Origin of the sequence: Xaviernesmea rhizosphaerae (genome assembly GCF_001938945.1) — a bacterium.
Classification (GTDB): Bacteria; Pseudomonadota; Alphaproteobacteria; order Rhizobiales; family Rhizobiaceae; genus Xaviernesmea; species Xaviernesmea rhizosphaerae.
Genome location: NZ_MKIO01000031.1, coordinates 44,410 through 67,364 on the forward strand (window position 1 = coordinate 44,410; position 22,955 = coordinate 67,364).

Here is a 22,955-nt window from a genome sequence, read left to right on the forward strand (position 1 = left end):
GAAGGGCGGACCGGCCGAACCCCGGACGATCCTCGGCACAAGGCCGAGGATCCTGTCGCGGTGCGTGCCCCGTTGCCGAGAGCGCAATCCTGCCGGTTCCGGCAAAGGCCTGTCAGAACAGCTTCTTTGCCGCGTCCTGCGCCTTGCCGAGCGCTTCTTCCGGCGTTGCCGCGCCTGCCAGCACCGCGTTCACCGCCGTGCCGAGCAGATCCTGAATCTCGGGATATTCGGGAATGCGCGGGCGGAACTCGCCATTGCCGTGCTCATAGGTTTCGGCGATTACGGGGAGGAAGTCATATTTCGCCAAGAGATCGGGATCGGTCATCTCGCTCTTGCGCATGAAGCCGCCGGCGCCCAGCATGTTGAATTCCTTGTGGATCTTCTTGCTGGTCACCCATTTGATGAAGGTCCAGGCGGCTTCCTGCTTGGCCTTGTCGACATCGGCATTGATGGCCAGGCCCCAGCCGCCGACGCCATATTGCGGCGTCATGCCCTTGGCCACGGGGGCGACCGCGATGCCGACCTTGCCGACGATGTTGGAGACCTTCGGATCGGAATAGGCCGCCGCGCCCACCGACCAGGTCTGCATGAAGGCGGCCATGCCCTGGCGGAAACTCTCTTCGCGCCCGCCCCAGTCATATTCGATGGCGCCGGGCGGTGCGGCCTCGGTGAAGAGCTCCTTGTAGACGGCCAGGCTCTTGATGTTGGCCTCGGAGTTCAGCGCCGGCTTGCCGTCCTTGTCGAGGATCGAGCCGCCGAGCTGGTTGTTGTACTGCATCCAGTCCTGGGCAACCGCCGGGCCCTTCTGACCATTGGCGACGAAGCCGTAAAGCTTCTTGGCCGGGTCGTTCACCTTCTTGGCGTCGGCCACCAGCTCTTCCATGGTCGCAGGCACCTTGAGACCGGCAGCCTGCAGCACGTCCTTGCGATAGGCCAGCACATTGGCATAGGCGGCGAAGGGATAGGCGACATAGCGGCCCTGATATTGGCCGAGCGATTCCAGCGCGACAGGATAGATGTCGTCAAGATCAAGCTCGGCGGCGTCGCGCTTCACCCAGTCCGTCAGGTCGAGCGAATATTTGTTCTCGGCATAGGCGCCGGCCCAGACGATATCCATGGTGACGAGGTCGTAGCCCTTGGTGTCGCCGATGAAGTCCGCTGTGGTCTTGGTCAGCAGGGTGCCGTAGTCCATGATTTCGACCTTGAGGTCGGCGCCGGTCTCCTCCTTGAACTTCGGCGCCAGCTCGGTCAGCACCTTGGAGAAACCGTCATTCATCGAAGCGATGGTCAGCGTCACGCCGTCGAGCGACTTGGCGCTGGCGCCTGCCGTGCTCGCCATCAGAGCGAGGACGGCCGCCGCCATGGAGAAAGCCGCCGATTTCGGCCGAAAGAAGGAAGATGCGCGTGTCATGACTGCAACCTGTTCCCGTTTTGATGTTGATTGAGGGCGAGGTTATCGCGGCGGCAGATCAAGTCAAACAAAAAAACACATATATAACATATCGCACGTCGAAAAACTGCGACCTGCTTAGAGCGTGCGCATTTTGCTTAACCGCTAATCGGTACATGTCGAAAAAAGCGGCATAGGTCGCGACGATGGAGATCTGTCGGCATTCTTGTCAAAAATTCATCAAAAGGGGTAGTTCTGCGCCTGAATGCGTTCCGGCGGCGATCACGCCCATCCACGCGTCGTCGGCTTGGCCGGGCCGGGGAGCGTTCGGAAGCGCTCGCGGTAAAATAACAGAATCTAACACTTTACAACGTCATGATGTTCGCTAGGCTTCTCCAAAACGCCGGAGTCCTCTCGACATGCGCGCCTCTCCCCCCGACGACCACCCTCAGTCCCGATCGTCCGATACCCGCCCTGGCGATGCGGCCGGGCTGGCGCGGCTTGCGGCGCGGGTTCAGGAGGATCTTCAGGCGATCGAGGCCGGCCCGCGTGCCTGGGTTCCCGAGCGCCACGATGCCGACGGCCAGATCCTCTGCGATGTGGTGATCGTCGGGGCGGGCCTCTCCGGCCTGTCCGTCGCCTTCGGCCTCCGGCGCCAGGGCGTGGAGCGGGTTCGCCTGATCGATGCCGCGCCGGCGGGGCGGGAGGGCCCTTGGGTGACCACGGCGCGCATGCGCACCCTGCGCTCGCCCAAAACGCTGAGCGGACCGGACCTCGGCGTGCCAAGCCTCACCTATCGTGCCTGGCACGAGGCGGTTTACGGCCTCGAAAGCTGGCAGGCGCTCGACAAGATCGATCGCACAGACTGGATGGCCTATTTGCGCTGGTTTCGCGCTGTTCTCGGCCTGACGGTGGAAAACGACACGCGCCTTCTGGCGATCATGCCGGAGGGCGAGCATCTGCGCCTTCTCGTTGAACGCGCTGATGGCCCCACGAGCATCAGCTGCCGCAAGGTGGTGCTGGCGACCGGCCTCGAAGGCGCGGGTGAGCTGAACGTGCCATGGGCCGTCCGGGATGCCGTTCCGCGCGCATGCTGGACGCACAGCGGCGAGGATCTCGCGCCGGGATGCCTTAAGGGCAAGCGGGTGGGCGTTCTCGGCGCAGCCGCGTCGAGCTTCGATTGGGCCGTCGCCGCGCTGGAGGCGGGCGCCGCCGGCGTCACCGTGCTGGCGCGCGCGCCGAGCCTGCCGCGCACCGAACTTCTGGACTGGTCGAATTTCCCGGGCTTTCTCAATCATTTCGCCGATCTGAGTGACCGCGACCGCTATCGGTTCACGCGGCGCATGTTCGCCTTCAAGACGCCGCCGACGACCGAGATGTACAGTCGCGCCATGGCGTCACCGACCTGCCGCCTGGTGATGGGCGCGGAAATCCGTGGCGTCGCCATGGCAGGAGACACCGTTCATCTCGACACAGCGGCCGGTGTCTTCGACTTCGATCACCTGCTGCTCGGCACCGGCTACCGGATCGATGTCGCGGCCCGGCCGGAACTGCGCGACCATGCAGCCGAGATCGCCACCTGGGCGGATCGTTTCACACCGCCACCGGGGGAGGAGGACGCCACCCTCCTGGGCTATCCCTATCTCGGTCCGGCCTTCGAACTGCAGGAAAAGCGCCCCGGCAGCCTGCCGATGCTGGCGCATATCCACATTTTCAACAACATGGCCGTTCCCAGCCTCGGGCCGATCTGCAACGGGATCACCGGGCTGAAATCCGGCGTGCCCAAGCTCGTCGCCGGCCTCTGCCGCAGTCTCTTCGTCAGCGAGCTCGACCACTTCTACCGTGCGCTCGACGGCTACGAAAAGGTCCATTTCCAGCCGCAGCCGACCCCCGTCTGATCCGGTTTTCGCCTGCGCCCGTCAGGGCAGAGCACTGACGCGAATGGCCTCCGTGTGCCGCCCCGATAGCCGCGACGGCCTTTCCATACCCCGATTTTCGTGTTCGCAGACGTCCTTACGCGATCAGCCCCACCCGGCGCGCGGCCACGACCTTGTAGAGCCGATCGCCGGTATAGCGGAACTCCTCGAAGGCCGAGAAGACCAGCGAATGGTCGTGCTCGTCGTCGGAGGCGACCGCGGCGCTGGCGATCGCGTTGTCGTCCGGCAGCGGCAACGACCGCCATTCGTCGAGAAGCGCCGGCGTGGGCACCGGCGGCATGCCGATCTTCGTGTAGAGCGCCATCACCACCTCCCAGAAATGCCGGGCCAGTGTCTGCGGTTCATCGATGACGGGGCTGACGAGCCGCAGCCAATGGCATCCGGTGACGGCGTGCAGGGCTTCGAAGCTCATGGTGCCGGCATAAAGCGCCAGTGCCGCCGGGCGGCTCCGGTCAAGAAAATCTGGCCCGGCGCGCATCCGGCCCAAGCGATCCCGGAATTCCGGCATATGGCCCATGGCCTCGATCCATTTCCAGAGAAGATGGGTCGGCGCCTCCACGCCGTAAAAGCTTGGCTCCTCGCGCATGGAGAGCAGGTGGGCGAGCGGGTCGTCCAGGTCGGCAATGCGGGATGCCGGCACGTCCTCATAGCAAAGATAGGTCGCGGCCCAGTAGCCGAGGGAGGCGGCGATCTCCCTGTCGTCAGCGCGCAAAATCGCATAGGCCAGCCGCATCAGCCCGTGCGTGGCCGAGGCCGCCACCCCGGGAGCCAGCACCGGCATCGTCTGGCGCACGGCCTCGGCCCCGCCAAGCTCGGCCACCAGCCCTTCGAAAAAGCGCCTCAGATCAGCCTCGCGCTCCCGCCGGCCAAGCGCAAAGCGCCAGCTCTCCGCGTCCAGCGGGGCAACAGGGGCGGGGGGGAAGGGCACGGAATGGCTGGCCGTGTAGATCCCGGCATAGGCTTCGAGACGCTCGGGCCCGGCGCCAAGCCGCGCCATGGCCTCAAGAACCATGGGCAAATGATTGGCAAGGCAGACGGGAAATTCGCCGCTGCGCTGGCCGACCTTGGCGATCAGCGCCTTGAGCGGCTCTGCGACCGCCGCATCGGCATAAAGTCTCTCCGGCGAGAGCGCCGCGCTCGACAGGGACATCACGGCCCTCCTTTTCCCAGCTTCGGCTGTATCGCGTCAAGAGTTCGATTTCGATCAATATCAAACAAAAAGAAACATCATTCAACTGAAATTGCGGCGTCCCGCGCAGCGATCGAGGCAGACGGCCCGCGGATAGATGGCCAATCCCAAGTCACGCGGGCAGGCGGCTGACGGGGTGTCGCCGCTCGCAAAGGCTTGTGCCGCGCACTTTGGCCAGATGCCGTGCCATGCTCTGGTTTGTTGTTTTGCCTGGAATTTTCCGAAAACGGCTCTCGCCCTTCGGAACAATGCCCTAGCGGGCGACGATGATGTCCACGCCGGCGCGGGTCAACGCCGCCTGCAGCTCGTCTGACGGTGCCTCGTCGCAGATCAGCGTGTTGAAATCGAGAAGTCCGCCCACCAGCACCAGCGACATCCGGTTGAACTTAGTGCTGTCGCACAGAACGACGCGGCGCGAGCTGCGCGTGAGATAGACGCGCTTCATGTCGGTTTCTTCGAAGGAGTAATCGTAAATGCCTTCCCTCGTCAGTCCGGAAACGCCGACAAAGGCGATGTCGAACCAAAGCGTCTCGAACTGGCTGACAGCCGAGGGTCCGCTGGTCGACATTTCCTCCGCACGGATCCGGCCGCCGGCGAGGTAGGTCTCAAGCCCGCGGGCGGAGAGCTGGCCGGCGCTGCGGATGCTGTTGGTGAAGAGCTTTGCCTGCGGCCGTGGCGTCAAAGCTTCCGCCACGAAATAGGTGGTGGTGCCGACGTCGAGTGCGATGCTGCGTGCGCCCGCGGCAAGCTCCGCCGCCGTGGCGGCGATGCGGCGCTTGAGCGCGGCGTTGCGGGCCAGGCGCGCGTCGAACGCCGGCTCCTCACCGTCGAAATTGTCGCTGCGCGCCATGGCGGGCGCCTGGTCCGGCTTGACCGCGCCGCCATGGGTGCGGATCAGCCTGCCATCCTTTTCCAGCTCGACCAGATCGCGGCGCACCGTCATCTCGGACACGGACAGCTGCTGGGCCAGCTCGCTCACGGTGACGGAGCCGGCGCGCCCGAGCTCGCTGACGATGGCGGCTTGACGCACCTGCGCGAGAAACTTCGGCTTCTCAATCGTCTTGGTCGCGCTTCGCTCGCTTGCCATCGATGCTTCCGTCTTTCTCGTTCGCACACATGCCGATCCCGCCATCGTCGCCGCAGCGCCACGGCCTGAACGGCCGGCGGCAGGGTTTCAAACATATCATGTTCGAATCAAACATATAGCGCCTTGTTGCACAATGCAGGAGCCCGGCACAGCTCAGAGGCGCACATTTCTCAGGATTTCAGGAAAATGGCACCTTTTGCGGGAAAAAAGCCAACAGGTCCGTCAGTGCCTCGAGCATTCCATCGGGTTTTGGCTCTCCGGCCCAGACGCCGCCATTGTCCGATGTGCGCAGGAACAGAGCGTGCAGCCCGGCAGCCCTGGCCGAACGGATGCCGGTGGCGCTGTCTTCCACCGCCACGACCGTTTCCGGCGCAAGTCCGAGCCGCTCCGCCGCGCCGGCATAGGGCAGCGGCGAGGGCTTGCCCTCCGTCACATCGTCGAGACTGATGGAAAAGGTCATGCAGGCCGCCACGTCCAGCGCATCAAGATTGGCATCCACCACGAGACGGCAGGAATTGGACACGCAAACCTGCGGCACGCCCTGCCGGTGCAGCGCACGGATGGTTTCGACCGCGCCGGGCAGGGGCCGCAGCGTGCGGCGGCCGGCGACATAGTGTCGGTTGATCGCATGGGCCCATACCTCTTCGGCAAGCGAGGGCGGCAGCCGGTCGCGCAGAAGCTGCCAGACATCGCCCATATGGATGCCGCGAAAGGCCATGTCCGGGAGGTTGCGCAGATCGGTTCCGAATTCCAGCGAGGCCGAGACCAGGGCCCGGTGATGCAGCGGCTCGCTGTCCACCAGCGTGCCGTCGATATCCCAGGCCACCGCCTGGAAACGCGCCGGCATCAGGGCCTCTGCCGCCAGCTGGGCTCCAGGCGCCGGTAGAGGTCGCGGTAGCGCCGATAGCCACGCTCATAGACCGCCACGCTTTCCGACTGCGGCGCCAGCACGTCGGAAAAGGTGACGAAGCGGGTGACGCCGCGCCAGTCGCTTTCCAGCCCCACGCCGATCGCTGCCGCCCAGGCCGCGCCGATGCAGGAGCCCGGATGGCCCGACAGCCGCTGGACCGGCGCGTTCAAGACATCGGCGACGATCTGCATCCAGAGCGTCGACTGTGAACCGCCATCCGAGACGAGAAAGCGGCGCGGCGCATGCCCCATGTCGATCAAGACCTCGACATGATGGCGAATGGCATAGGCGTAGGATTCGAGCAGGGCGCGCCAGAGGTGGCCGATATCGTGGGACAAAGTCAGCCCCTCGATCACGCCGCGGGCGTCGGGATCGTGGATCGGCGTCTTTTCGCCGAGCAGATAGGGCAGGATGGTCAGGCCATCGGCCCCGGCAGGCTTGGTCGCGGCCAGCCTGTCCAGATGCTGGTGAATGCTGAGCCCGGCCGAACGCGCCGCGGCCTCCTCGCCGCCGGCAAATTGCCGGGCGAACCAGTTCAGCGCCGAGCCGCCGGTCGACATGCAGCCGTTCGGCATATAGAGGCCGGGCACCAGGTGATAATCGAGGAACAGGCGCGCATCCGGCTGGACCCGGTCCGTGGCGGTCAGGATATCGACCGCGCCGCCGAACTTCAAAAGCACATCGCCGGCATCGACCACGCCGGCGCCGAGCGCCGAGGCGATCATGTCGGCCGCCCCGCCGACCACGGGCGTCCCTTCGGCAAGCCCGGTCTCGGCTGCGCCGCGGGGATCGATATGACCCATGATCTCCGAGGAGGCACGCTTGGGCGGCACGATGTCCGGCCCGATATGGGCGAGGGCCACAAGCTCCGGGTCGATCAGCCCGGTCGACACGTTGACGAAGCCGGCTTCCAGCGCCCAGTTCTGCTCCACCGCCCGCGTGCCGGTCAGCCGGTAGTTGATGTAATCATAAGAGCCGAAAACGGTGGCGCTCCGCGCGAAGACCGTGGGCTCGTGCCGCTCGATCCAGCGCAGCTTCGCCGTGACGAGCTGCTGGTTGATGCCGTTGCCGGCGCGGGCGAGAAAATCCGCCTCGTCCCATTCGCCGCGCAGCTCCTCCACCTCGTATCCGCAGCGCCCGTCGCTCTGCTGGATGCTCGGGCGCAGCACCGCTCCGCCCTTGTCCAGCAGCACCACGGCCGGCAGCATGCCGGTGACCCCGACCGCCTTGATGTCGCCGGGCGCAATCCCGGAGGCGGCCAGAAGCTCCGCGATGATGGCACGGACATTCTCCCACCACTCGCCGGGGTCCTCCTCCGCCCAGCCCGCCTGCGGCGAGGCGAGCGTCACTGGCCGCGAGGCCGTGGCGAGGATCTTACCCGGCAGGCCGACGAGAATGCCAATGGTGGAGGTCGTGCCGATATCCAGGCCGAGAACGGCGTTCATCAGGGCGATCCGTGCTTTTCAGAAGGGTTGGCGGACAAGCGGCGGCTTGGGCGGCGGTCTATCGCAGAGTGGCCACTACGTCCATGAAACGCTTGACGCGGGCGGCGTCCACCGGGTTCCAGGTGTTGCCGTCCACCTTGAAATGCGTGCCGATCACACAGCCCTGGGCCATGGAGAACACATCGCGGATGTTGTCGATGTTCACGCCGGTATTGGCGAAGACAGGCACATCCTTCACGGTTTCGCACACGTCGCGCAGGTCCGACTGGCTGGCCGGCTGACCGGTGATCGGACCGGAAACTAGGATGGCATCGGCAAGCGAGGAGAAGACCGCGCTCTTGGCGCGCAGCGCGATCGGCCGCTGGTCGAGCGAATGGGCGAACTCGGCATTGATGTTGAACAGCATCTTCATGTCCTGCCGGCCAAGCTGCGCGCGCAGCCGCGCGGCACTGGAGCAGTCCGGCTCCCACAGGCCCATATCGGAGGCGAAGAGCCCGGTGAAGATTTCGCGCACGAAGCTCGCGCCCGTCACCGCGCCGATGGCGACGCTGGAGAGCGGGTCCCAGAGATAATTGACACCGAAGGGGACGTTCAGCGACGGCTTGATCGCCTGCACGATCGCCGTCATGGCGGCGATGCTTTCCGGGGAACCCTTGAAGACATAGGGCCGGTCGTTCTCGTTACCGAACATGATGGCATCCACGCCGCCGGCCTGCAGCTTCTCGACATCGGTGGCCACGTCGTCGATCAGCTTCTGCAGCCCGCCATCCTTGTCATAGAGCGGCGCACCGGGCAGCGCACCGATATGCGCCATTGCGATCACGACCTTCTTGCGATCTCCGAAGCAGTCAAAAACCATTCTCACATCCTCAGTGGCGCCCGTGAGCGATCCCGATGGGGATGGCTCGATTGTTCTGTCCCGACCATAAGCAGCGAAACGAACTTAATCAAACAGAAAAAACATTTGCCGAGTTAGATTTTGTTGGATACGGTTTCGAAAAACGACCAGAGGAGCAGCCATGTCACAGCCTGTGTTTCCAGAGCTTGCCGGCCGCCGAGCCTTTCTGACAGGCGGCGGCACCGGTATCGGTCTTTCGATCGCCAGGGCGCTCGCGGCTCAGGGCGTGGCCGTGGCGCTGGCCGATATCGATGGCGCAGCGGCCGAGCGCGCGGCGGCGGAGATCGGGCAGGGCGCGGTGGCGATCGAGGTCGATGTGCGCAAGCGGGCCTCGGTTGAAAGCGCCTTTTCCGCCGCTCTGGAGCGCCTCGGCGGCTGCGAGATCGTCATTGCCAATGCCGGCGTCTCGACCATGCAAAAGGCGCTGGAGCTGACGGACGAGGAGTGGGATTTCAACTTCGACGTCAACACGCGGGGCATCTTCCTCACCAACCAGATCGCCGGCCGCCATCTTGCGGGCCAGGGCAAGGGCTGCATCGTCAACACCGCCTCGCTCGCAGCCAAGGTCGGCGCGCCGCTTCTGGCGCATTACTCCGCCAGCAAATTCGCCGTGCTCGGCTGGACCCAGGCACTGGCGCGCGAGCTTGCGCCACAGGGCATCCGTGTGAACGCCGTCTGCCCCGGCTTCGTCAAGACCGGCATGCAGAGCCGAGAGATCGAATGGGAAGCCAGCCTGCGCGGCATCAGCGCGGAGCAGGTCTTCAACGAATATGTGGCGCAGACGCCGCTCGGGCGCATCGAGACGCCGGAGGATGTCGCCGATGTCGTCGTCTTCCTCTGCTCCGACAGCGCGCGCTTCATGACCGGCCAGGGCATCAACGTCACCGGTGGCGTCTACATGACCTGACCGCCGCTGCGGGCACGCCTGCCCGACAGGGCAGGCAAACGGACCGGCAGGCTGCCCTTGTTCAAGGGCCGCCCGCGCACGCGCATCAGGCGGAAGGTGGCGAATGGCATCGATCGATCTTCGAAGCGTTTCCAAGCTCTATCCCAACGGCTCCTATGGCGTTCGGGACGTCGATCTGCGCATCGAGAACGGCGAGTTCGTGATTTTCCTCGGCCCCTCGGGCTGCGGCAAGTCGACCACGCTGCGGATGATCGCAGGGCTCGAATCCATCAGCGCGGGCGACCTGTTCATCGGCGACCGCAACATGAACCGCGTGCCGCCGCGTGACCGCAACGTGGCCGTTGTGTTCCAAAGCTATGCGCTCTATCCGCATATGAGCGTGCGCGCCAATATGGGCTTCGGTCTGAAGATGCGCGGCGCGACGGGCGAGGAGATCGCCCGAAAGACCGAGGAGACCGCGGCGCTGCTCGGCCTCGGCCAGCTGCTCGACCGCAAGCCCGCCGCCTTGTCCGGCGGCCAGCGCCAGCGTGTGGCGCTCGGCCGTGCCATCGTTCGCGAGCCGGATGTGTTCCTGCTCGATGAGCCGCTCTCCAATCTCGATGCGCAGCTGCGTGCCGAGATGCGGCTTGAACTGGTGAAGCTTCATCGTCGGCTCGGCCGCACCACCATTCACGTCACCCACGACCAGGTGGAGGCGATGACGATGGGGGACCGGATCTGCATCATGCGGGAAGGGCGGCTGATCCAGGCGGGCAGGCCGCTCGACATCTATGCCGATCCGGTCAATCTCTTCGTCGCCCGCTTCCTGGCGAGCCCAGCCATGAACCTGCTGCCGGTGCGGCTCAGCCAGGAGGCCGGCAGCCTGGTGATCGACGGCGGCGAGGGGCTGCGCTTCACCGTGCCGGCGCGCCATGTGGCCGCCTATGCGCCGCATGCAGGCACGCAAGTGATCTTCGGTCTCCGGCCGGAAGACATCTACGAGGCGCCGCAGGGGGCGAGAACCCAGCCCTTCGCCCTCAGGGTGACGGCGGTGGAGGCGCTCGGCGCGGAAATCATCCTGTCTGGCACTGCAGGCGGTGGCACGGCCCGCCCGCTGGAGATCACCGCCCGGCTGAGCCGCCATGCCCGGGTGCAGGCGGGCGAAACCGTAACGCTTCATGCCGATCTCCTGCCCGCCCATCTCTTCGACCCGGTGAGCGAGACAGCGATTGCGCGGCCCAGCCTGAGGGGGGCGGCATGAGCGCGGATGCCGACAAACCCCCGATTGCAAGGCGCGTCGCCCTGCATGCCGGCCTCATCGCCATGTGCCTGGCGATCGTGCTGCCGCTGCTCTGGGTGCTGCGCGTCAGCTTCGTTGCGCCCGAACAATCCTACAGCACCACGCTGCTGCCGGGCTTCTCCACGCAAAACTACCAGGCGCTGCTCTCCGGCCGTTTCGGCCGCTCCTATCTCAACAGCATCGTGGTGTCGCTGGGCTCGGTGCTGATCGCCTTACCCTTCGCCGCCATGACGGGCTATGCCTTCGCCCGGTTCTCCACCGGCGGCCGGTTTGCCCGGTTCCTGATGCTCGCCACCCAGATGCTGCCGCCGGTGGCGCTGGTGCTGCCGAGCTTCACCCTGCTGAAGGGCCTGGCGCTGACCAACAGCCTCACCGGGCTGGTGCTGGTCTATGCCGCGCTCAACCTGCCCTTTCTCACCTGGATCCTCATGGGCTTCTTCAAGGCCATCCCGGTCGATCTGGAATGGGCCGCGCTGACGGATGGCGCAACCGCATGGGGCGCCTTCTGGCGCATCGTCCTGCCGGTGTCGCTGCCCGGGCTGGCGGCGGCCGGCGTGCTGGGCTTCATCCTTTCCTGGAATGAATTTCTCTTCGCCCTCGTGCTGAGCGGCCCTTCCACCCAGACCATTCCGGTCGCGCTGGCGGCGCTGCAGACGTCGAACGGCGTTCAGATCGGCAATGTCGCGGCCGGTGTCGTTCTTGCCATCCTGCCGCTCGTCGTCGCCTCCCGCTTCATCCAGCGCTTCCTCGTCGAAGGACTGACCTATGGCAGCGTGAAATAAGCGCACTCTTCAACTGCGACCGCGCAAAACGCGGCTTCAAGAACTATAAACAGGGAACAGCGATCATGACCTCTTCAGCCTGGAAAAGAACTCTTGCCGCCAGCCTTCTCGCGGCGACTGCCCTCGCCACATCCGCCGTGACAGGCAGGGCGGCTGACATCACCTTGCGCGCGTTAATGGAGGATGTGCCGGAAACCCGGATCATCGAGGCGCTGCTGCCCGAATTCACCGAAAAGACGGGCATCAAGGTGGAGTTCGAGAAGATCGGCTATCCCGACATGCACGACAAGCTGGTGACGCAGCTGGTCAGCGCCGAAAGCGCCTATAATCTGCTGGAGGTCGACTTTCTCTGGGCCGGCGAGTTTCCGGCCGCCAACTGGCTGGTCGATCTCAAGCCGATGGCGGACGCCTCGAAATTCGACACGGCGCCCTTCATTCCCTCGATGCTCGATCTCCTCGGCCGCACCGCCGACAAGATGCCGCTCGTGCCGATGTACAATTACTCCATGGGTCTGATCTATCGGACCGACCTGATCTCGGACGAAAAGCTCAAGGCCGCCTACAAGCAGGAGACCGGCAAGGATCTCGCCCTTCCGCAGACGTTGGAAGACTATGTGGCGATCGCCAAGTTCATGAAGGCCAAGGCCGGCGTCGAGGGCGCGGCCATGCAGGGCCAGCGCGGCGACCCCAATGCGATGGAGTTTTCGAACTATCTGTTCTCGGCCGGCGGGCGCTATCTCAACGACGACCGCACCGTCGCGCTGGACAGCCCCGAGGCCCGCAAGGCGCTGGACCTCTATGTCGACAACATCAAGAACGGCGCGCAGCAGGGCGCGCTCTCGGCAACGCTCGACGATACGCTGCGGCTGATGTGCAGTGGCAAGGCCTTCAGCATGGTGACCTACTGGTGGATGCTGCCGCAGATCGACGATGCCAAGGCATGCCCCGCAGCCGCCGGCAAGGTGGCTTTGTCGGTAATGCCGGGCGGCCATGGCGAGAGCGGCGGCTGGGGCTGGGGCATCCCGGCCAATGTGCCGGAGGACCAGCAGAAGGCGGCCTGGACCTTCATTCAATGGGTGCAGAGCAAGGAGATCGCGGTCAAGCGCGCGTTGCAGGGCCATGCACCCGTTCGCAGCGACGTCTTCGCCGATCCGGCGGTGCTGGCGAAATACCCGTTCTACAAGACAGCCGAGGCCGTGGTGGCCAGCGGCAAGTCCTTCCCGATCTTCACCTATTCGGCGGAGTTTGAAAACGTGCTCGGCACGCAGATCTCCACCGCGGCCAGCGGCGGGACCTCGACCGACGAGGCGGTCAAGGCCTCGGCCGCGGGTCTCAAGGACCTGATGAGCCGTTGACCCTCCCCGTGGCCGTGCAACCGGCCACGCAACCAATGGAGGGCGGGCACCGGTCCGCCATCCACGCCGCGAAACGGGCGCATTCTGTTCTGCCTGCCGAAGAGATCGATACGGGGTGAGGGGTGATGAAGGCGCGCGCGCATTATGATCGGGAATGGCGCACCGGCTGGGCCTTTGCGGCGCCGGGACTGGCGCTCCTGGCCGTCGTCATGGGCTTTCCTCTGGCCTATTCCGTGCTGATGGCGATCTCCTCGCTCACCCTGTTGAAGCCGGGTCTGTTTCCGCTCGTCGGTCTGGACAACTTCGCCACGCTCTTTTCCGACCGGCTGTTCTGGGGCGCGCTGCTGCTCACGATCCGCTATTCCGCCGTCACTGTCATCGGCGAGTTCGTGCTGGGCTTGGCTATCGCTCTCATGCTCAAGCGTGCGGTGAGAATGCGGCCGGTCTATTTCGGCCTGCTGACCATCCCCATGGCCATGTCGCCGATCAGCGTCGCGCTGATCTGGAAGATGTTGCTGCAGCCCAATCTCGGCATCGTCAACCATCTTCTGGAGACGGCCGGCCTGCCGCGCGTGGATTGGCTGGGCAATGCCGATCTCGCCTTGTCCACCATGGCCTTCGTCGACATCTGGCAGCAGACCTCCTTCGTCGTGCTGCTCCTGGCAGCGGGTCTTGCCGCCCTGCCGCAGGAGCCTTACGAGGCGGCGGAGGTCGATGGCGCCAGCGCATTCCAGCAGTTCATCTACATTACCCTGCCGATGCTGCGGCCGGTGGCGGGCATCGCAATCATCATCCAGCTGATCAACGAGTTCCGGACCTACGACCTGCCCTATGTGCTGACCCGTGGTGGTCCCGGCACGTCAACGGAAGTGCTGAGCTATTTCGCTTATCGCAAGGCCTTTCTCGGCCTGTCGCTCAATCAGGGCGCCGCAGCGGCCTTCTGCCTGCTCGTCATCATCCTCGCGCTGACGGTGGTGTTCTTCCTCCGGCTGGAGCGTGCCGAGGCAGCGGGACGCAACGCGCCCTGAGCGCCGTCATCCGGCCAGGAAGGAGCGAAACGGCGGCTGCGACGTAGCATCGCCCTCGGAACAGCTGGCGAGATCGTCCGCTCCCGCGCCCGCCGCACGAAAAAAGACGGGGACCGCACTCCCGCGCGACAATGCCCTGTGTGCGGAAATCAATCAGGCCCAGATGGCGCTGCGCCGTGAAAGTTGGAACCACGCCGTCTCGCGGTGCCATGGCATCGGCCATAAGCCACGACCTATCGCGCCGGGCCAGGACCAACCCGCTTCGCTGCCCGGCCATCCGCATGCCCATTTCCGACACTGGACAAAATAGTGGACATGATCCACTATCTCTGCTGCGCCGCAAAATGCTGGCGTGACGCGAACAAAGTTACAAAAACAAGGGGAACTTATGTCGCAAACCTCCATGTCATCCGACGTGGTGCTGTCCGTTCGTCATCTCACCGTCGAGCTGCCGCGCGGAATGGAACGCACCCATGCAGTGAAGGACATATCCTTCGATCTCCACGCCGGCGAAATCCTCTGCATCATCGGTGAATCCGGATCCGGGAAATCCGTCACCGCCAATACGATCATGGGCCTCCTGCCGCCTGTCATCCGAGTGACGGCAGGCGAGATCCATTTCAAGGGAATGGATATCCTGGCTGCGCGCGAGGACAGCATCCGGCGCCTGCGGGGCCGGGCGGTGTCGATCATCTTCCAGGATCCGCTCTCCGCCCTCAATCCGCTGATGACGGTCGGTGACCAGATCGACGAGGTTCTGGAGACTCACGGTTATGGCACGGCAGAGAGCCGCAAGGCCAAGGTCCTGTCCCTGCTCGAGGAAGTCGGCCTGCCGGATCCGCCGCTGATGCGGCTGCAATATCCGTTCCGGCTGTCCGGCGGCCAGCGCCAGCGCGTGATGATCGCCATGGCGCTCGCGCTCGATCCCGATGTCCTGATCGCCGATGAGCCGACGACCGCTCTCGATGTGACGACCCAGGCGCAGATTCTCGACCTCATCCGCAAAATCCAGAAGCGCAAGGGCATGAGCGTGATGTTCATCACCCACGATTTTGGTGTCGTCGCCGAGATCGCCGATCGCGTGGTGGTGATGGAGAAGGGCCATCTGGTGGAGCAGGGGCGCGCCGACCAGGTTCTGGTTCACCCCGCCCACCCCTACACCCAGCGTCTGGTCGCGGCCGTGCCGCGCATGCGCGCGCATGCGCCTGCGACGGTCGCTGAAGCGCCGCCGGTGGTGCTGGAGGTCGAGGGGCTTCGCAAGGAATATCGCAGCGCCGGCTCCTTCCTGCGCCCCGGGCGTGTCGTCAAGGCGGTCGATGGCGTGAGCTTCCGTCTGCACAAGGGCCAGACGCTCGGCGTCGTTGGCGAGAGCGGCTCGGGCAAGTCGTCGCTCGGCCGGCTCCTGCTGAAGCTGCTGGAGCCGGATGGCGGAGTGATCCGCTTCGACGGGCGTGACATCGCCGGCATGGCGGAGGACAGTTTCCGGGCTCTGCGGCCCTATATCCAGATGATCTTCCAGGACCCCTTCGCCTCGCTCAATCCGCGCCACACGATCGGCAGGATCCTGACGGTCGGGCCGGTCGCGCATGGCGCTTCCGTGCAGGAGGCACGGGTGAAGGCTCTGAGGCTGCTGAAGCTGGTGGGGCTGGACGACCAGGCCTATGACCGCTTTCCGCATGAATTTTCCGGCGGACAGCGCCAGCGGATCGGCATTGCGCGGGCGCTGATGTTCGACCCTGTGGTGCTGGTGGCCGACGAGGCGGTCTCGGCGCTCGACGTGTCCATCCAGGCGCAGATCCTGGAGCTTCTTGCGCGGGTGCAGGCCGAGATGAAGGTGGCGATGATCTTCATCACCCATGACCTGCGTGTGGCGAGCCAGATCTGCGACGACGTGATCGTCATGCACAAGGGCGTGGTCGTGGAACAGGGGCCTCCGGCCACGATCTTCGGCCAGCCGCAGCATGACTATACCCGAAGGCTCGTTGCCGCCATTCCGGGCGCGGACTGGGAACCGACCGCGAAGGCCGTGTGATCACCAAAAACCGCAGGTCAGGCGCCTCGCTCAGCGCCTGACCTGCCATCGGCCAGCCTGTCCGGCTGCCGCTTCCCGCTGGCTTCGAAAGAGGCCGGCGGCATCGGCATTTTCGAATTATGCCTATGTTTTTCAAAGAAAAATTATCGAAATCTTCCTCAGAAAATAGTTGCAAACATCCACTATCTGTCCTTTCATATCGTCACGAAACTGCAATACGACATGGCCGGTAGACCCTCTCTGCGGCGCACACCCTGCGTCGCGAGCATGACAACCTGTGTCCATTCGAACGAGACCCCCATGACGAAACCGACGGCCAAACCACCGACCCGTCCGCAGGACATCGATATCGATGTGCTGGAAGACACGCTGAGCTTCTATATCCGCACCATCAATCTGGCCGTCTCGCGCGATCTCGATCAGCGGCTCGAAGGGCTGGAAGTGGCCAAGGGCACGGGAAAGATCACCACGTTGCTGCTGGTCGATGACTATCCGGGCATCCGCCCATCGCTGATCGCCCATATGATCATGCGCGACCGCTCGGCCATGGGCCGGCTGATCGACCAGATGGAGCATCAGGGGCTGATCCGCCGGGAGGTGTCGCCGGAGGACAACCGCGCGCAGGAGCTTTACATCACCGAAGCCGGCGCGGCGCTCGCCGAAAAGATCCGCGAGATCGTACCGCAGCAGTCGCGCGATTTCTTCTCCTTCATTCCGCAGGACGAGCAGGCGCTCGTCATCGATATTCTGAGGCGTGCCTATCGCCGGATCGTGGGGATGTCATGAGCGAATTTCCCAGGGGCGCCGTCGCGCTGGTCTCAGGCGCCAGCCGCGGCATCGGCAATCATGTCGCCGCCGAACTTTTGCGCCAGGGCTGGTCGGTCTCGCTCGGCATGCGCCAGCCGATCCTGCCGGACTGGGCCGCCGGCCATGAGGACCGCGTGCAGCTCGCGGCCTATGAGGCCGGCGATCCCGCCGCCGAACAGCAATGGGTGGATGCGGCCCTTGCCCGCTTCGGGCGCATCGATGCGCTGGTGGCCAATGCCGGGATCATGATCCCCAAGACGGTGATCGAGGCGGAGGAGGACGACATCGAGGCCATGATGTCCGTCAACCTCAAGGCGCCGCGCCGGCTGGCCAAGGCCGCCTGGGAAGCGCTTTGCGCCACGGGGCGCGGCCGCGTCATCATCCTCGCCTCGCTCTCCGGCAAGCGGGTAAAATCCGCCGGCGCCGGCAGCTATTCGCTGTCGAAATTCGCCGCCGTTGCGCTTGCCCATGCCATCCGCCAGGCCGGTTTCGACCAGGGGGTGCGCGCCACGGCGGTCTGCCCGGGCTTCGTCGCCACCGATATGGGAACGGCCCTCAGCGAGCGGCCGGCCGAGCTGATGACGCAGCCCGACGATCTCGCGCGCATCATCGCCATGCTCCTGACCCTGCCCAATTCGGCCTCCGTCGCCGAATTCGCCATCAATTGCCAGCTTGAGGAATTTTTCTGACATGCCCGGTCCTTATGTCGTTCCCGTCCATGGCGATGCCGACCTGCCGAAAGCGGTGGATGTCGTCGTCATCGGCGGCGGGATCATCGGAACATCAACGGCGCTCGAGCTGGCCGATAGCGGCCTCAGCGTCGCACTTTGCGAAAAAGGCGGCATCGGCCACGAGCAGTCCAGCCGCAACTGGGGCTGGGTGCGGATCTCCCGCCGCGACCCGCGCGAAGTGCCGCTGATGGCGGAATCGCTGCGCATCTGGGCCGATCTCAACCGCCGGACCGGCCGCGAGACCGGCTTCAAGCGCGCGGGCATCGTCTTCACTTGCGCGGACGAGAAACAATTCGCCCAGCACGAGCGGTGGAACCGCAATCTGGAAGGCTACCAGATCGAAAGCCGCATGCTCAGCGCGGCGGAGTTCAACGCCAAATATCCCGGCAACACGATGAAGATCGCCGGCGCGCTCTATACGGCGGGCGACTGCCGGGCCGAGCCGCAGAAGGCGGCCCCGGCGATCGCGGAAGCCGCGCGCGAGCGTGGCGCACATATTCTGACGGAATGCGCCGTGCGCGGATTGCAGCTGTCGGGCGGGCGTGTCTCGGGCGTGGTCACCGAGCGCGGCGAAATTGCCTGCCAGCAGGTGGTTCTGGCGGGCGGCGCCTGGTCCAGCTTGTTCATGGGCAATAACGGCCTCGACCTGCCGCAGCTAAAGGTGTTGAACTCGGTTCTGCGCACCAAGCCGCTCGAAGGCGGGCCGGAAGAGGCGATCTGGGCGAGCGGCTTTGCGCTGCGCAAGCGGCAGGATGGCGGCTACACCATCGCCGACGGCGCGCAGAACATCGTCGATATCGTGCCGGCCTCCTTCCGCTATGCCCGGAAATTCATGCCCGCCTTCTCGCATGAATGGCGCTCGCTGCGCTTCCGGGTCGGCGGCCGCTTCTTCGACGAGGCGCGCATGCCGCGCCGCTGGTCGCTCGATGAGCCGTCGCCCTTCGAATATCACCGGGTGCTCGACCCGATCCCCTCCAAGGCCATGTCGGATACGGCGCTGAAGCGTCTTTCAGTCGCTTTTCCTGTTTTCAAGAAGGCCGAGATCGCGCAGCGCTGGGGCGGCATGATCGACGTGACGCCGGATGCCGTGCCGGTCATCGATGCGATCGATGCGATCCCCGGCTTCCATGTCGCCACCGGCTTTTCAGGTCACGGCTTCGGCATTGGCCCGGCCGCCGGCCGCCTGATGGCCGACATCGTCATCGGCCGCCATCCGATCGTCGATCGGCAGGATTTCCGTTTCAGCCGCTTCTTCGATGGCTCGAAGATCGAATTGATCAGCGGCTTCTGACCCTGGCGCGGCCGGGGCCTGACCGCCCGGCCGCCCGCTGCATGCGGCAGTCAACTGCCGTCGGGAGGCTTACCGCCCACAGAGGCGGACGCAAACGATGTGACATCGCCATCAAACCAATCAATCAAGGGGAACGCAGACCATGTCCGATACCAAGAAGCCGTTCATGAACACCACCCGCCGCCAGGCGCTCGGCCTGCTTGCGCTCGGTGCCTCGGGCGTCGTGATGACCGGCCTTCCGGGTTTCTCGCGCGCCTTCGCGCAAGGAACGAAGGACGCCAAGGGCCAGCTGACCGTCGGCTTCTCGCAGGAGCCAACCGTCTTCAATCCGCACATGCCGCATATCGAAGTGGATGAGGGCATCCATTTCAGCATCTTCGATCCGCTGTTCTATGTGGATGAGAAGGGCGCCTTCGTTGCCGCGCTCGCCGCCGAAGTCCCGACCGTCGAAAATGGCGGCATCTCCGCCGACGGTCTCTCTTGGAAGGTCAAGCTGCGCAATGATGTGAAATGGCACGACGGCACGCCCTTCACCGCAGAGGACGTCAAATTCACCCTGGAGCTGCTGGTCGATCCCAATTTCCGCTCCTGGCGCAAGACCGGCCATGAGTTCGTGCGCGAGCTGACCGTGGTCTCGCCGACGGAAATCACCTGGAAGATGGAAAAGCCCTTCGCGCCCTATCCGTCGATCCTGGCCTCCACCTTCATCACGCCGAAGCACGCGCTCGGCTCCGCCGCCGATCGGAACACGGCGCCCTACAACAATGCGCCCATCGGCACCGGCCCCTTCAAGTGGAAGGAGCGCGTAGCCGGCGACTATATCCTGCTTGAAGCCAACAAGGACTATTTCGGCGCCGGCCCGCATATTGAGACGCTGATCTACAAATATGTGCCTGACCTCAACGTGCTCTATACGCAGTTCAAGACCGGCGACATCGATGTGGTCGGCCTGCAATGGATCACGCCGGACCATTACGACGAGGCGAAGGCGTTGGAAGGCAAGGTCGTCACCGTCGTTCCGGGCTCGACGGTGGAATCCTTCACGCTCAACATGGAGCGTCCGCAGTTCAAGGACCCCAAGGTCCGCAAGGCGCTCTATCACGCCATCGACAAGCAGTCGATCATCGACGCGCTCTATTACGGCCTGCCGACGCCGACCGAAAGCTACGTGCCGCAGCAGTCCTTCTATTACAATCCGGACCTGCCGAAGCATGAATATTCCATGGAGAAGGCCAAGGCCCTGCTCGACGACGCAGGCTGGATGCCCGGCGCCGACGGCATCCGTGCCAAGGACGGCGTGAAGCTCGCCTTCACCTGCTCCACGACGGCCGGCAACCATATCCGCGAACAGGTGCAGCAATATATGCAGCAGTCGTTCAAGGATCTCGGCATCGAGATGACGATCTCCAACCTGCCGCCGGCGGTGATGTGGGGCGACTACTGGATGCTGTCGAAGTTCGACAGCGTCATCGTCGGCCTCGACTTCCTGACGGGCCCGGATCCGGATACGTCCGACTTCTTCCGCTCTACCTCAAGCGCTGCCAAGGGCGGGGCCGGCCAGAACACCTGGCAGTTCGCCAACAAGGAGGTCGACGACCTGCTCGCCAAGGGCGGCAGCCTGTTCGTGCCGGAAGAGCGCAAGGCGGCCTATTTCAAGATCCAGGAGATCATGCGCGCGGAGCTGCCCTTCCTGCCGCTCTTTCAATACGCCACGGTGCGCGGGCACAAGCAGGGTGTGGAGAACGTCGTGTTCAACATCAACACCCGCATCGACACCTGGAACGTCGGCAGCTGGACCGTCAGCTGATACCAGCCGCGCCGCGCCTGTCTAAAGGCCGGCCATCGCATCGTGACGGCCGCCTGGCGGTCTGGCTCCCTGCGCGGGGCCGGACGGCTGCGGCCGTCGCGGACGATCCTCAAGGCAAGTCCCGCTGCTTTCAGCGCGGGCCGACCCGGAGCTTGACCCATGCTCTCCTATCTCTTGAACCGCCTGTGGCAAAGTCTCATCCTGCTGGTGCTGGTGTCGACCATCGGCTTTGCCGTGCTGAACCTCGCGCCCGGCGGCCCGCTGTCGCAATTCGCGCTCACCCCCGGCATGACGCGCGAGGCGCTCGACCGCATCGCCGAGCAGATGGGCCTTAACCGTCCCCTGCCGATCCAGTATCTCGATTGGGCCTGGCGCCTGCTTCAGGGGGATTGGGGCACGTCCTACCGCGACCAGCGGCCCGTGCTGGAGATCATCTCCGGGCACCTATTCGCCACGCTGCTCTTGATGGGCTCCTCCACGCTGATCTCGATCCTGGTCGGCACCTGGATCGGCATCAAGGGCGCGACCAAGCGCTACTCCCTGTTCGACTATACCGCCACCATCGGCGCGATGGTGGCGCTGTCGATCCCGACCTTCTGGTTCGGCCTGGTCGCCATCTATGTCTTCGCGCTGAAGCTCAAATGGCTTCCGGCCGGCAGCATGTACACGATCGGAGACCAGTCCTTCTCCGACTACGCCATTCACCTGATCATGCCGAGCCTGGTTCTGGCGCTGGTGAACATCGCAGTCTGGAGCCGCTACATGCGCACGGCGACGCTCGACGTCATCAACCAGGATTTCGTGCGCACGGCCCGCGCCAAGGGTCTGGCGCCGCGCCGCGTGCTGATGAAGCATGTGGTGGGCAATGCGCTGTTGCCGATGATCACGCTTGCCGGGCTGCAGCTTCCCACCATTCTCGGCGGGGCTCTCGTCACCGAGACGGTCTTCACCTGGCCCGGCATGGGACGTCTCTTCCTCGATAGTCTCGGCTATCACGACTATCCCGTCGTCATGGGCCTCCTGATGTTCTCCGCCATCCTCGTCCTTGCCGGCAGCCTCATCGCCGACCTCCTGGTCGCTCTCGTCGATCCCCGCATCCGCCTCGGGTGACTGCCCGCTCGATGCGCCGCGCCCATTGCCTGCCGCGCCTATTGCCTGCCGCGCCTATTGCCTGAAGGGATAGATCATGTCCGCAGCAACGCTTCCGTCTTCCGCCGCCTCCGCCCGTCCGCGCTGGTGGCAGAACCGCACGATCCGCCGCTTCGCCCGCCACAAGCTGGCGGTGATCGGGCTCGTCATGATTGTCATCATGATCTTCGCCTGCGTCGTCGGCCCCCATCTGCTCCCCTATGACGAGCTCTATATCGACCTGCGCGCCCGCTTCGCGCCGCCTTTGACCGGCTCCCACATCTTCGGCACGGACCCTCTCGGGCGTGATATCGCCGCGCGGCTCTTCAATGCCGGCCGCATCTCGCTGCTGGTCGGTTTCTTCGCCATGGTGCTCTCGACGCTGATCGGCACGGTGATCGGGGTGGTGGCGGGCTATTATGGCGGGCGGGTCGGGGCGGTGCTGATGCGCTTCGTCGATGCCTTCCTGTCATTTCCGAGCATCTTCCTGCTGCTGGCGCTGGCCGCTTTCGTCAAGCCCAGCCCCTTCATGATCACGGTGATCATCGCCGTGACCAGCTGGATGGAGATCGCCCGGCTCGTGGAAGCGGAGGTCCGCTCCCTGCGCGAGCGCGACTTCGTGCTGGCCGCGCGCATGCTCGGCCTGCCCAATGGCTGGATCATGTTCCGCGAATTGCTGCCGAATGCGGTCGGGCCGATCATCGTGGCGGCGACGCTCACCGTGGCCCGCGCCATTCTGCTCGAGGCCTATATCAGCTTTCTCGGCTACGGCATCCAGCCGCCGCTGCCGAGCTGGGGCAATATGCTGAACGGCGCCCAGCAATATCTCGACAAGGCGCCCTGGCTTGCCATCGTTCCGGGCGTGGCCATCACGCTCGCCGTCACCAGCTTCAACTTCATCGGCGACGGCCTGCGCGATGCGCTCGACGCGCGCAGCGACCTGAATTGACGA

At 64.7% G+C, this 22,955-nt stretch carries 19 protein-coding genes; 13 read left to right on the forward strand and 6 right to left on the reverse strand.

Features of this window, described 5'->3' with window-relative positions; translation table 11 throughout:
* Positions 1-112: 112 nt before the first annotated feature.
* A complete protein-coding gene (locus BJF92_RS13520; protein WP_075635528.1) occupies positions 113-1,363 on the reverse strand; it encodes an ABC transporter substrate-binding protein in 1,251 nt (416 codons plus the stop codon).
* A 446-nt stretch (positions 1,364-1,809) separates the two neighbouring features.
* Between BJF92_RS13520 and BJF92_RS13525 the strand changes: the two genes are divergently transcribed.
* On the forward strand, positions 1,810-3,288 hold the full coding sequence (locus BJF92_RS13525; protein ID WP_075635275.1) for an FAD-dependent oxidoreductase: 1,479 nt from the start codon (positions 1,810-1,812) through the stop codon (positions 3,286-3,288).
* Between the two features lie 115 nt (positions 3,289-3,403).
* On the opposite strand, the gene BJF92_RS13530 is transcribed toward BJF92_RS13525, so the two are convergent.
* From BJF92_RS13530 to BJF92_RS13550, 5 genes are all read right to left on the reverse strand, one after another.
* Positions 3,404-4,477 carry a questin oxidase family protein gene (locus BJF92_RS13530; RefSeq protein WP_078058014.1) on the reverse strand — a complete coding sequence of 358 codons (1,074 nt, stop codon included), beginning with the start codon at positions 4,475-4,477 and terminating at the stop codon, positions 3,404-3,406.
* A 292-nt stretch (positions 4,478-4,769) separates the two neighbouring features.
* Complete coding sequence (locus tag BJF92_RS13535; RefSeq protein WP_075635276.1) at positions 4,770-5,603, reverse strand: DeoR/GlpR family DNA-binding transcription regulator; 834 nt, start codon at positions 5,601-5,603, stop codon at positions 4,770-4,772.
* A gap of 178 nt (positions 5,604-5,781) precedes the next feature.
* Positions 5,782-6,450 carry an HAD family hydrolase gene (locus BJF92_RS13540; protein WP_075635277.1) on the reverse strand — a complete coding sequence of 223 codons (669 nt, stop codon included), beginning with the start codon at positions 6,448-6,450 and terminating at the stop codon, positions 5,782-5,784.
* The gene (locus BJF92_RS13545) at positions 6,450-7,958 is read right to left on the reverse strand and encodes an FGGY-family carbohydrate kinase (RefSeq protein WP_075635278.1); all 1,509 of its coding nucleotides are present in this window, start codon (positions 7,956-7,958) and stop codon (positions 6,450-6,452) included. Before BJF92_RS13545 ends, BJF92_RS13540 begins: the two co-directional genes overlap by 1 nt.
* 58 nt (positions 7,959-8,016) lie before the next feature.
* A complete protein-coding gene (locus tag BJF92_RS13550; RefSeq protein ID WP_075635279.1) occupies positions 8,017-8,817 on the reverse strand; it encodes a BtpA/SgcQ family protein in 801 nt (266 codons plus the stop codon).
* Positions 8,818-8,977: 160 nt separating this feature from the next.
* On the opposite strand from BJF92_RS13550, the gene BJF92_RS13555 reads away from it, so the two are divergent.
* From BJF92_RS13555 to BJF92_RS13610, 12 genes are all read left to right on the forward strand, one after another.
* The gene (locus tag BJF92_RS13555) at positions 8,978-9,763 is read left to right on the forward strand and encodes an SDR family NAD(P)-dependent oxidoreductase (protein WP_075635280.1); all 786 of its coding nucleotides are present in this window, start codon (positions 8,978-8,980) and stop codon (positions 9,761-9,763) included.
* Positions 9,764-9,866: 103 nt separating this feature from the next.
* The gene (locus BJF92_RS13560; protein ID WP_075635281.1) at positions 9,867-11,003 is read left to right on the forward strand and encodes an ABC transporter ATP-binding protein; all 1,137 of its coding nucleotides are present in this window, start codon (positions 9,867-9,869) and stop codon (positions 11,001-11,003) included.
* Complete coding sequence (locus tag BJF92_RS13565) at positions 11,000-11,824, forward strand: carbohydrate ABC transporter permease (RefSeq protein ID WP_078058015.1); 825 nt, start codon at positions 11,000-11,002, stop codon at positions 11,822-11,824. Before BJF92_RS13560 ends, BJF92_RS13565 begins: the two co-directional genes overlap by 4 nt.
* 65 nt (positions 11,825-11,889) lie before the next feature.
* The gene (locus BJF92_RS13570) at positions 11,890-13,179 is read left to right on the forward strand and encodes an extracellular solute-binding protein (RefSeq protein WP_075635282.1); all 1,290 of its coding nucleotides are present in this window, start codon (positions 11,890-11,892) and stop codon (positions 13,177-13,179) included.
* 125 nt (positions 13,180-13,304) lie between these two features.
* Complete coding sequence (locus BJF92_RS13575) at positions 13,305-14,207, forward strand: carbohydrate ABC transporter permease (RefSeq protein ID WP_075635283.1); 903 nt, start codon at positions 13,305-13,307, stop codon at positions 14,205-14,207.
* 388 nt (positions 14,208-14,595) lie between these two features.
* Positions 14,596-16,239 (forward strand): ABC transporter ATP-binding protein, encoded by a 1,644-nt coding sequence (locus BJF92_RS13580; RefSeq protein WP_075635284.1) that lies wholly within the window; start codon positions 14,596-14,598, stop codon positions 16,237-16,239.
* Between the two features lie 300 nt (positions 16,240-16,539).
* Positions 16,540-17,025, forward strand: coding sequence for a MarR family winged helix-turn-helix transcriptional regulator (locus tag BJF92_RS13585; RefSeq protein ID WP_075635285.1), 486 nt, complete (start codon positions 16,540-16,542; stop codon positions 17,023-17,025).
* Entirely contained in the window at positions 17,022-17,735 is a 714-nt protein-coding gene (locus BJF92_RS13590) for an SDR family NAD(P)-dependent oxidoreductase (protein WP_075635286.1), read from the forward strand. Before BJF92_RS13585 ends, BJF92_RS13590 begins: the two co-directional genes overlap by 4 nt.
* A 1-nt stretch (position 17,736) precedes the next feature.
* A complete protein-coding gene (locus BJF92_RS13595; RefSeq protein WP_075635287.1) occupies positions 17,737-19,068 on the forward strand; it encodes an NAD(P)/FAD-dependent oxidoreductase in 1,332 nt (443 codons plus the stop codon).
* 142 nt (positions 19,069-19,210) lie between these two features.
* Positions 19,211-20,875: a peptide ABC transporter substrate-binding protein gene (locus BJF92_RS13600; protein WP_075635288.1), complete on the forward strand. Its 1,665-nt coding sequence runs from the start codon at positions 19,211-19,213 to the stop codon at positions 20,873-20,875.
* Positions 20,876-21,034: 159 nt separating this feature from the next.
* Positions 21,035-21,985, forward strand: coding sequence for an ABC transporter permease (locus BJF92_RS13605; protein WP_075635289.1), 951 nt, complete (start codon positions 21,035-21,037; stop codon positions 21,983-21,985).
* Positions 21,986-22,061: 76 nt separating this feature from the next.
* The gene (locus tag BJF92_RS13610) at positions 22,062-22,952 is read left to right on the forward strand and encodes an ABC transporter permease (RefSeq protein WP_075635290.1); all 891 of its coding nucleotides are present in this window, start codon (positions 22,062-22,064) and stop codon (positions 22,950-22,952) included.
* Positions 22,953-22,955: the final 3 nt, after the last annotated feature.

Excerpts from the sequence above, each read along its gene's own strand:
- BJF92_RS13520 (WP_075635528.1), bottom strand. The coding sequence starts at position 1,363 with ATGGCGGCGGCCGTCCTCGCTCTGATGGCGAGCACGGCAGGCGCCAGC.
- BJF92_RS13525 (WP_075635275.1), top strand. The coding sequence starts at position 1,810 with ATGCGCGCCTCTCCCCCCGACGACCACCCTCAGTCCCGATCGTCCGAT.
- BJF92_RS13530 (WP_078058014.1), bottom strand. The coding sequence starts at position 4,477 with ATGTCCCTGTCGAGCGCGGCGCTCTCGCCGGAGAGACTTTATGCCGAT.
- BJF92_RS13535 (WP_075635276.1), bottom strand. The coding sequence starts at position 5,603 with ATGGCAAGCGAGCGAAGCGCGACCAAGACGATTGAGAAGCCGAAGTTT.
- BJF92_RS13540 (WP_075635277.1), bottom strand. The coding sequence starts at position 6,450 with ATGCCGGCGCGTTTCCAGGCGGTGGCCTGGGATATCGACGGCACGCTG.
- BJF92_RS13545 (WP_075635278.1), bottom strand. The coding sequence starts at position 7,958 with ATGAACGCCGTTCTCGGCCTGGATATCGGCACGACCTCCACCATTGGC.
- BJF92_RS13550 (WP_075635279.1), bottom strand. The coding sequence starts at position 8,817 with ATGGTTTTTGACTGCTTCGGAGATCGCAAGAAGGTCGTGATCGCAATG.
- BJF92_RS13555 (WP_075635280.1), top strand. The coding sequence starts at position 8,978 with ATGTCACAGCCTGTGTTTCCAGAGCTTGCCGGCCGCCGAGCCTTTCTG.
- BJF92_RS13560 (WP_075635281.1), top strand. The coding sequence starts at position 9,867 with ATGGCATCGATCGATCTTCGAAGCGTTTCCAAGCTCTATCCCAACGGC.
- BJF92_RS13565 (WP_078058015.1), top strand. The coding sequence starts at position 11,000 with ATGAGCGCGGATGCCGACAAACCCCCGATTGCAAGGCGCGTCGCCCTG.
- BJF92_RS13570 (WP_075635282.1), top strand. The coding sequence starts at position 11,890 with ATGACCTCTTCAGCCTGGAAAAGAACTCTTGCCGCCAGCCTTCTCGCG.
- BJF92_RS13575 (WP_075635283.1), top strand. The coding sequence starts at position 13,305 with ATGAAGGCGCGCGCGCATTATGATCGGGAATGGCGCACCGGCTGGGCC.
- BJF92_RS13580 (WP_075635284.1), top strand. The coding sequence starts at position 14,596 with ATGTCGCAAACCTCCATGTCATCCGACGTGGTGCTGTCCGTTCGTCAT.
- BJF92_RS13585 (WP_075635285.1), top strand. The coding sequence starts at position 16,540 with ATGACGAAACCGACGGCCAAACCACCGACCCGTCCGCAGGACATCGAT.
- BJF92_RS13590 (WP_075635286.1), top strand. The coding sequence starts at position 17,022 with ATGAGCGAATTTCCCAGGGGCGCCGTCGCGCTGGTCTCAGGCGCCAGC.
- BJF92_RS13595 (WP_075635287.1), top strand. The coding sequence starts at position 17,737 with ATGCCCGGTCCTTATGTCGTTCCCGTCCATGGCGATGCCGACCTGCCG.
- BJF92_RS13600 (WP_075635288.1), top strand. The coding sequence starts at position 19,211 with ATGTCCGATACCAAGAAGCCGTTCATGAACACCACCCGCCGCCAGGCG.
- BJF92_RS13605 (WP_075635289.1), top strand. The coding sequence starts at position 21,035 with ATGCTCTCCTATCTCTTGAACCGCCTGTGGCAAAGTCTCATCCTGCTG.
- BJF92_RS13610 (WP_075635290.1), top strand. The coding sequence starts at position 22,062 with ATGTCCGCAGCAACGCTTCCGTCTTCCGCCGCCTCCGCCCGTCCGCGC.